Genomic DNA, 6,702 nt, shown 5'->3' on the forward strand with positions numbered 1-6,702 from the left:
GACTCATATTTTCAAAAATTTTATTTATACTATTTCATAATAGATGGTTAATGTTGGTGTATTATCCTAAGCTAATACACCCTACAATTATCTTAAAATTTACTGTATTTATTGAATAATTTACTAATTTTTATTTTCTATGAGACATCTAAATACTGGAGAAAATCTCCAAAATGGACGTTATACAATTAATTCTATTTTAGGTGCTGGTGGTTTTGGGATTACTTATCTAGCAACAGAAAACCCATCAAATGAGCAAATAGCTATTAAAACATTAAATGCAACAGTACAAGGAAAAGACAACTTTCTCGATTTACAAAATAAGTTTATTAAAGAAGCTTTTTTATTAGCAAAATGTAGTCACCCTCATATTGTTAGCGTTCATAATGTATTTGAGAAGGATGGATTTTGGTATATGGTCATGGAATATATCAAAGGGGATGATTTAGCGGTTTACTTACAAAAAAACGGTGTGTTTAATGAAGCGAGTTCTTTACCAATTATTCAACAAATAGGAGAAGCATTAAGTTATATTCATTCTCAAGGTTTTTTGCATCGAGATGTGAAACCCAATAATATTTTATTGTCTATAAATACTGTTAAATTAATTGATTTTGGTATAGCGAGGGAGTTTACCGCAGGAGAAACCAAAACCCATACTAATTATAGAAAGGATGGTTATTCGCCTCCTGAGCAATACGAAGAACGAGCAAAAAGAGGCATTTATACAGATGTTTATGCTTTAGCAGCAACCTTATATAACTTATTAACCGATGAGGTTCCTCTTCCTGCACAGTTTCGTAGTTATGCTACTTTACCTCCTCCCCAACAGTTTAATAATAAAATAAGCGATCGCGTTAATAATGCTATTCTTAAAGGGATGGAATTAAAACCCGAAAGTCGTCCGCAAACCATTCAAGAATTTTTATATTTATTATTACCTAAACCTGTACAAATACCTCAACCCAAAAAGGATGATTTATCATCAGATAGGGGTGTAGATTATAGTAAGTTAAGAGACTTATTAAAAGCAGGAAAATGGGAAGAAGCAGATATATGTACGGTGGGAGTGATCTATAAAGCAACAAATCGCAAAGGTGTGAACGCTAGATGGCATAAGGATATAGATAACCTGCCCTGTACTGATTTACGCACCATCAATCAGCTTTGGTTAGACTATAGTGGGGGTAAGTTTGGCTTTTCTGTCCAAAAGGAAATTTACCACCGTTTAGGAGGCACAAGACACTATAACGAGGAAATATGGATAGCCTTCGGTGATGCGGTAGGATGGTGTAAAGGAGGAAGTTGGTTGTGGCACGATCATATTACATATAATACATCAGCACCAGTGGGACACCTTCCGAGTTTTAGATTTTTTTTCTATTTTATAGTCGAAGTAGGTGGTGATGGAGGTTTTATCACATCTCTTCTCTCGCGTGAAGACTTGTAAAGTTTAGCATATAAGGCTTGTAGATGAATTTTAAGAATATATGTTTGTAGGGGCATAATATTATTATCGAAAATAGTTGGGTCTAAAACCCCGCCTTTTAAGGCGCATAGTTTTTGAAGCGGAGCATAAATCTCTGTTTCAAAAACAACTTCTGACTTCTGACTTCTGACTTCTGACTTCGTTAAGCCCATCATTTTATGTGTTGTCTATCAGGGGTTAATTCTGATTAATATTTGATCGTGTTGTATAATAATAGTATTTAGAATCATTTGTTTATATAATTTTATTAATTATAATGAAAAACATTAAATTGGATGAGTTAACAAAAGAAGCTTTATTAACACAAAAAGAACCTATCTCTATCGAGCATAACGGAAAATTTGTAGGCTATTATTATCCTGCTATTGATCATGATAAAGTTAAAGTAGCTAAAGAAAAATTAGATACTATTATGGAAAAAGTATTAGCTAAGACAGGTTTAACTGAAGATGAATATCTTTCAATGTTTATGAATGTACAAGAAAACTCATACCTTTAGTTGTTGATACAAATATCTTAATATCTGAACTTCTGAGAAAGCGAGGAAGAGACTTGATTAGTTCAGATTTGCTAGACTTATTTTTAGCTGAAAAGATGAGAAATGAAGTTGAATATGCGCTAAAAAAGCGGATAAAAATTATAGTTAATAAAACAGATTTAACGGAATATTTAGGTTAATTACAGTTAGAAACATCTTTAACTTTAATTAATCAGAAAATAACGACTATTCCCTTATCTTATTATCAATCTTTTGAAGAAGAAGCTAGAAAACGCATTCCCAGAGATCCTAATGACTGGGAAACAGTTGCTTTATCTTTAGCGTTACCAGCATCCATTTGGACACAGGATTATGATTTTTTCGGGTGTGGATGTCCAACTTGGACGACTCAAACGTTATTAAGTCAACTTTCCTAAAAAAATATATTGTATAATTAAACTTAAAAGCAGCCAAAATAAAAATTAACGATGAATACTAAAGAAAAAATCATAGTAGAAATCGAAGCATTACCGGAGTCTAGTTTATCTGTTGAAAGTATTCGTTATCAAATTCTCAGACATCATCAAAAAATTGCTGATGAAGAAAAGAAAGAGTCTCCTTATCACAACTTAATTAATTATTGTAGAAAAGAAATTATGGGATTAGAAAAAAGTATCGCACAAGCAGAAAAAAGATTAAAAAGAGGTAAATAATGCTATCTAATATTGATGGAAAACCCTTAAAAGTAAATTCAAAACTAGCAACTTTATTATTAGAATTAGGAGAAGAATGTGAAACAGTTTTATTTTTACTCAGTCAACTAAGACTGTCCAATCTTACCGATGATCAAAAAGGTGATATCTTAGCAGAATTAACTGGTGCAATCACTCATTTAAAAGTACATACCGAAAATCTACCTGATTTAATTGGAGATGAAATTTTAACCTTACCTGATGATTAAAAAAGAACAATGAATAAAGTAAAATTAACAATAATTGAAGGAAAGTTAAAAGGAAAAACCTTTGAATTTACAGATCGAACAACTTGTATTATAGGTCGACATCTTGACTGTTATCCCAAACTTCCTGATGATGCAGATCATAACACAATTTCTCGTTATCATTGTTTATTAGATATTAATCCCCCCGATATTCGAGTACGAGACTTTGGGAGTAAAAATGGGACTTATGTTAACAATAAAAAAATAGGACAACGAGAAGCAAACCAAACCCCAGAAGAAGCAGCAAAAATAAAATTTCCTGAATATGATTTAAAAAGAGGAGATGAGTTAAAACTAAGTAAAACTATTTTTCAAGTCTCTATAGAAATAGAAAAGAAAATCGCTACAACTTGGAAACCTGATCCCATAGAAAACTCAAATAAATTTAACTTTTTCAACTTCTTACAAAATCTCTTAAAACGTGCGCAAACAGAAGAAAATTTAAGCAATTTAAAAGAATATTAAATTATCGAAAAAATAGGAGAAGGGGGTTTTAGTGAAGTATTTTTAGCTAGGAATAAACAGACGGGAGAAAAGGTTGCTTTAAAAATGCTCTTACCCAAGTTGCTGCTAATGATTATGCTGTACAATCATTCCTAAGAGAAGCAGAAAATACTAAAGCTTTAAACCATCCCAATATTGTACAATTACGAGATACAGGATATGATCAAGGAACCTTTTTCTTTACCCTAGAATATTGCAATGGGGGAACAGTAGAAGACTTAATGCAGCAACGAGGTGGTAAACTAAATATTGAGGAAGCATTCAACATTATTTATCAGGTTTTGGATGCTTTAATTTATGCTCATCATGCAGATATTCCTAACATAAAACAAGCTGATGGAAGCATCAAACAAGGTCAAAGTTTAGTTCATCGAGATATTAAACCTGCTAACATATTTTTAGTAAAAAGTCAAGGCAAAAATATAGTAAAATTAGCAGATTATGGATTATCAAAAGTCTTTGATTTAGCTGGTTTAAGCGGACGAACAATGACGGGAAATAAAGCAGGGACTCCCCTATTTATGTGTCGTCAACAGGTGTTAAACTTCAAATATGTACAACCAGAAGTGGATATTTGGGCGACGGCAGCAACTCTGTATTATATGTTAACAGGATACTTTCCCCGTGACTTAAATAATAAAGATCCTTTTCTAGCTATTTTACAAGATTCTCCGGTGTCTATTCGTCAAAGAAATGTTAATATTCCTGATGTTTTAGCTAATATTATTGATCTTGCTTTACAGGATAATCCTGAATTACATTTTAAAGAGGCAGAAACTTTTAAACAAGCATTGATTAATAACTTATGATTTGTTATTATATTATCTATTATGCTTAGGAAGTTACTGAGATTCCTCGTTCCTCGGAATGACAATTATTCATTGTTAATTGTTAAAGAGATTCCTCGTTCTTCGGAATGACAATTAAAAATTTGATAGAATGATTAAAAGAAAAGAGTTGGACATAAGCCGGATTCTGTTCAATGGAGAGTTATCTATCTGGGACGTATGTTACCAAACGCCTCATGCGGTACACCTAAAACGGGACAGGAAAAAGACCAACCTTTTGCCCCTCCGACCTTGCTCCCAACCGGGGTTTACCGAGCCAGTACCTCACGATACTGCTGGTGCGCTCTTACCGACACCTTTGCACCCTTACCTACGTTGCCATAGGCGGTATTTTTCTGTGGCACTATCCTCACGCTCACGCGCACTGGGAATTATCCAGCAAGTCTGATCTTTCGGGAGTCCGGACTTTCCTCGAATGGGTTAAAATGACCCATGCGCAACTCTCGCGCCAACTCTTTTCTAATTCTATCTTAATTGTTGCGCCTTGGACTCCCGTTGAGCGCGTAGCTTAACGGCGAGACGGGGCTGTGGGCGGAACCACTTCCGCCCACAGCCCCTCATGAATAGCAACCAATAAATAAACCAACCAACGGGAGACGATTTACACGGTTTTAAATATCGTGTAGATTATGATAAGCTAATAAAAGCATGATTACGGGGTCGAGAAATTGCTAACCTTAACTTACGAGTACAAGCTCATTCCAGACAGGCAGCAAATTGAGGTCATAGAACACACCTTAAACGTTTGCCGTTTCGTCTGGAATCATGCTTTGCGTGAGCGTAAGGATTGGTTAAACTCTAGAAAATCTCCTGTACAGCAATGCTCTTCTTAGCAAGAGTATATTATACCTCCAGATACTCCTTATCCTAGCTACCACAATCAAGCCTTAGCCCTAACAAAAGCTAAGAAAAATAACGAGCTTCTTAAGTCAGTTAACGCCCAAGTTCTACAGCAAGTTCTTAGAGCTTTAGACAGGGCTTTTGATGATATGAAGTCGAAAAACTTTGGCTTTCCTCGTTTTAAGAATAGGTATAGAATGCGGTCTTTTGTTTACCCTCAGATGCTAAAAGATTGTCTCAAGGGTAATCAGATTAAGTTACCGCAGATAGGGTGGATAAAGTTTCGAAAATCTAGAAAGATACCTGATGGTTTTGAGATAAAACAAGCTCGTATTGTTAGGAAGGCATCGGGCTACTTTGTGATGCTCTCCATGCAATTAGATGTCAATATTCCATCCCCCCTAACCCCCCTTATGAAGGGGGGAATGAAAGGGGGGATTGGACACCCATTAGGTATTGACTTAGGTTTAGATAAATTCTTAGTTACTTCAGATGGAGAACTTGTTGATAGACCTCGCTTCTTAAACCGACTACAACGCAAGCGGAAGTTGCTGCAACGTAGATTAAGGAATAAGAAAAAAGGCTCTAATAATAGACACAAGTTAAACCTAAAGATAGCTAGATCCCAGATTCCGCACTTCAAAAAGTAGCATTAAATACTACAAGCCTGGGGTTAATAATTAAGTATAATTGCTTAAGCTCTTGAAGACAAAAAAGTGGGATAATTGCTTAAGTTGTTTCCTCTGTAAAAAAAGAGCGAAAAATGTCTTATTTAGAAGAAATACAAGTTAAAAATTTAGACCATTTAGGGATAGTAACTGGTTTAATTGATGAAATAGGAATAGTCAAAATAATTAATAATAAATTAGGAATAGATGTTAGAGAAAAAATCTCAGCAGGTACAGTAGTTAAGTCTATTTTAATCAATGGACTAGGATTTGTTTCAAGACCTCTATCTTTATTCAGTCAGTTTTTTCAAGATAAAGCCATTGAGAAATTGTTAGGAGAAAGAATTAAACCTGATTACCTTAATGATGATAAAATTGGGAGAGTAATGGATGAATTATATAAATATGGACTAAATGATATTTTTATTGAAGTAGTTTTAGAAGTAATTAAAAAATTTAAAATAGACCTTAAATACTCCCATTTAGATTCCACATCATTTCATTTAGATGGAGAATATAAAAGGGAAGAAGATAAAGAGAAACAGGAAGAAGAAAAAATTATTAAAGAAAGACCAATTTTTATTAAGAAAGGATATTCTCGGGATCATAGACCAGACTTAAAACAATGTGTCTTGGATTTAATAACAAGCCAAGATGGAGATATTCCATTATTTGTGAGAGTAGGAGATGGAAATGAATCTGATAAAGCTGTATTTGGAAAAGTTTTAGTAGAATTCAAAAAGCAAATAAAGTTTGATAGTATCATGGTTTGTGATAGTGCTTTATATGGTCAAGAAATCTCCAACTAATCCAACATTTAAAATGTACAAGGGTCCTGCTAGATCGACCTGCAGCATGCAGCTGCCCTGCCGTCC

General features: G+C 34.1%; 5 protein-coding genes, 1 other RNA gene and 4 pseudogenes. 9 read left to right on the forward strand and 1 reads right to left on the reverse strand.

Annotation, left to right across the window (positions count from 1 at the left end):
• Positions 1-139 precede the first annotated feature (139 nt).
• The 7 genes and pseudogenes from CWATDRAFT_RS12545 to CWATDRAFT_RS38550 all read left to right on the forward strand — a co-directional run.
• A complete protein-coding gene (locus tag CWATDRAFT_RS12545) occupies positions 140-1,450 on the forward strand; it encodes a serine/threonine-protein kinase (RefSeq protein ID WP_007305368.1) in 1,311 nt (436 codons plus the stop codon).
• 310 nt (positions 1,451-1,760) lie between these two features.
• Positions 1,761-1,988 carry a hypothetical protein gene (locus tag CWATDRAFT_RS12550; RefSeq protein WP_157134075.1) on the forward strand — a complete coding sequence of 76 codons (228 nt, stop codon included), beginning with the start codon at positions 1,761-1,763 and terminating at the stop codon, positions 1,986-1,988.
• Positions 1,979-2,404: pseudogene (locus CWATDRAFT_RS39765) on the forward strand (putative toxin-antitoxin system toxin component, PIN family). The gene CWATDRAFT_RS12550 and the pseudogene CWATDRAFT_RS39765 overlap by 10 nt, the downstream one beginning before the upstream one ends.
• A gap of 51 nt (positions 2,405-2,455) precedes the next feature.
• The gene (locus CWATDRAFT_RS12555; RefSeq protein WP_007310626.1) at positions 2,456-2,680 is read left to right on the forward strand and encodes a hypothetical protein; all 225 of its coding nucleotides are present in this window, start codon (positions 2,456-2,458) and stop codon (positions 2,678-2,680) included.
• Positions 2,680-2,928 carry a hypothetical protein gene (locus tag CWATDRAFT_RS12560; protein ID WP_007305370.1) on the forward strand — a complete coding sequence of 83 codons (249 nt, stop codon included), beginning with the start codon at positions 2,680-2,682 and terminating at the stop codon, positions 2,926-2,928. The genes CWATDRAFT_RS12555 and CWATDRAFT_RS12560 overlap by 1 nt, the downstream gene beginning before the upstream one ends.
• Positions 2,929-2,937: 9 nt before the next feature.
• Complete coding sequence (locus CWATDRAFT_RS38545) at positions 2,938-3,432, forward strand: FHA domain-containing protein (RefSeq protein ID WP_007305371.1); 495 nt, start codon at positions 2,938-2,940, stop codon at positions 3,430-3,432.
• A gap of 146 nt (positions 3,433-3,578) precedes the next feature.
• Positions 3,579-4,280, forward strand: a pseudogene (locus CWATDRAFT_RS38550) (serine/threonine-protein kinase); the annotation flags it as partial.
• Between the two features lie 140 nt (positions 4,281-4,420).
• On the opposite strand, the gene rnpB reads toward CWATDRAFT_RS38550, so the two are convergent.
• Positions 4,421-4,775, reverse strand: an RNA gene (gene rnpB / locus CWATDRAFT_RS31730) — RNase P RNA component class A.
• A 212-nt stretch (positions 4,776-4,987) separates the two neighbouring features.
• On the opposite strand from rnpB, the pseudogene CWATDRAFT_RS12570 reads away from it, so the two are divergent.
• Positions 4,988-5,782: pseudogene (locus tag CWATDRAFT_RS12570) on the forward strand (RNA-guided endonuclease InsQ/TnpB family protein); the annotation flags it as partial.
• Positions 5,783-5,922: 140 nt separating this feature from the next.
• Positions 5,923-6,702: pseudogene (locus tag CWATDRAFT_RS12575) on the forward strand (IS1634 family transposase); the annotation flags it as partial.

Origin of the sequence: Crocosphaera watsonii WH 8501, from assembly GCF_000167195.1 — a bacterium.
Taxonomy (GTDB): Bacteria; Cyanobacteriota; Cyanobacteriia; order Cyanobacteriales; family Microcystaceae; genus Crocosphaera; species Crocosphaera watsonii.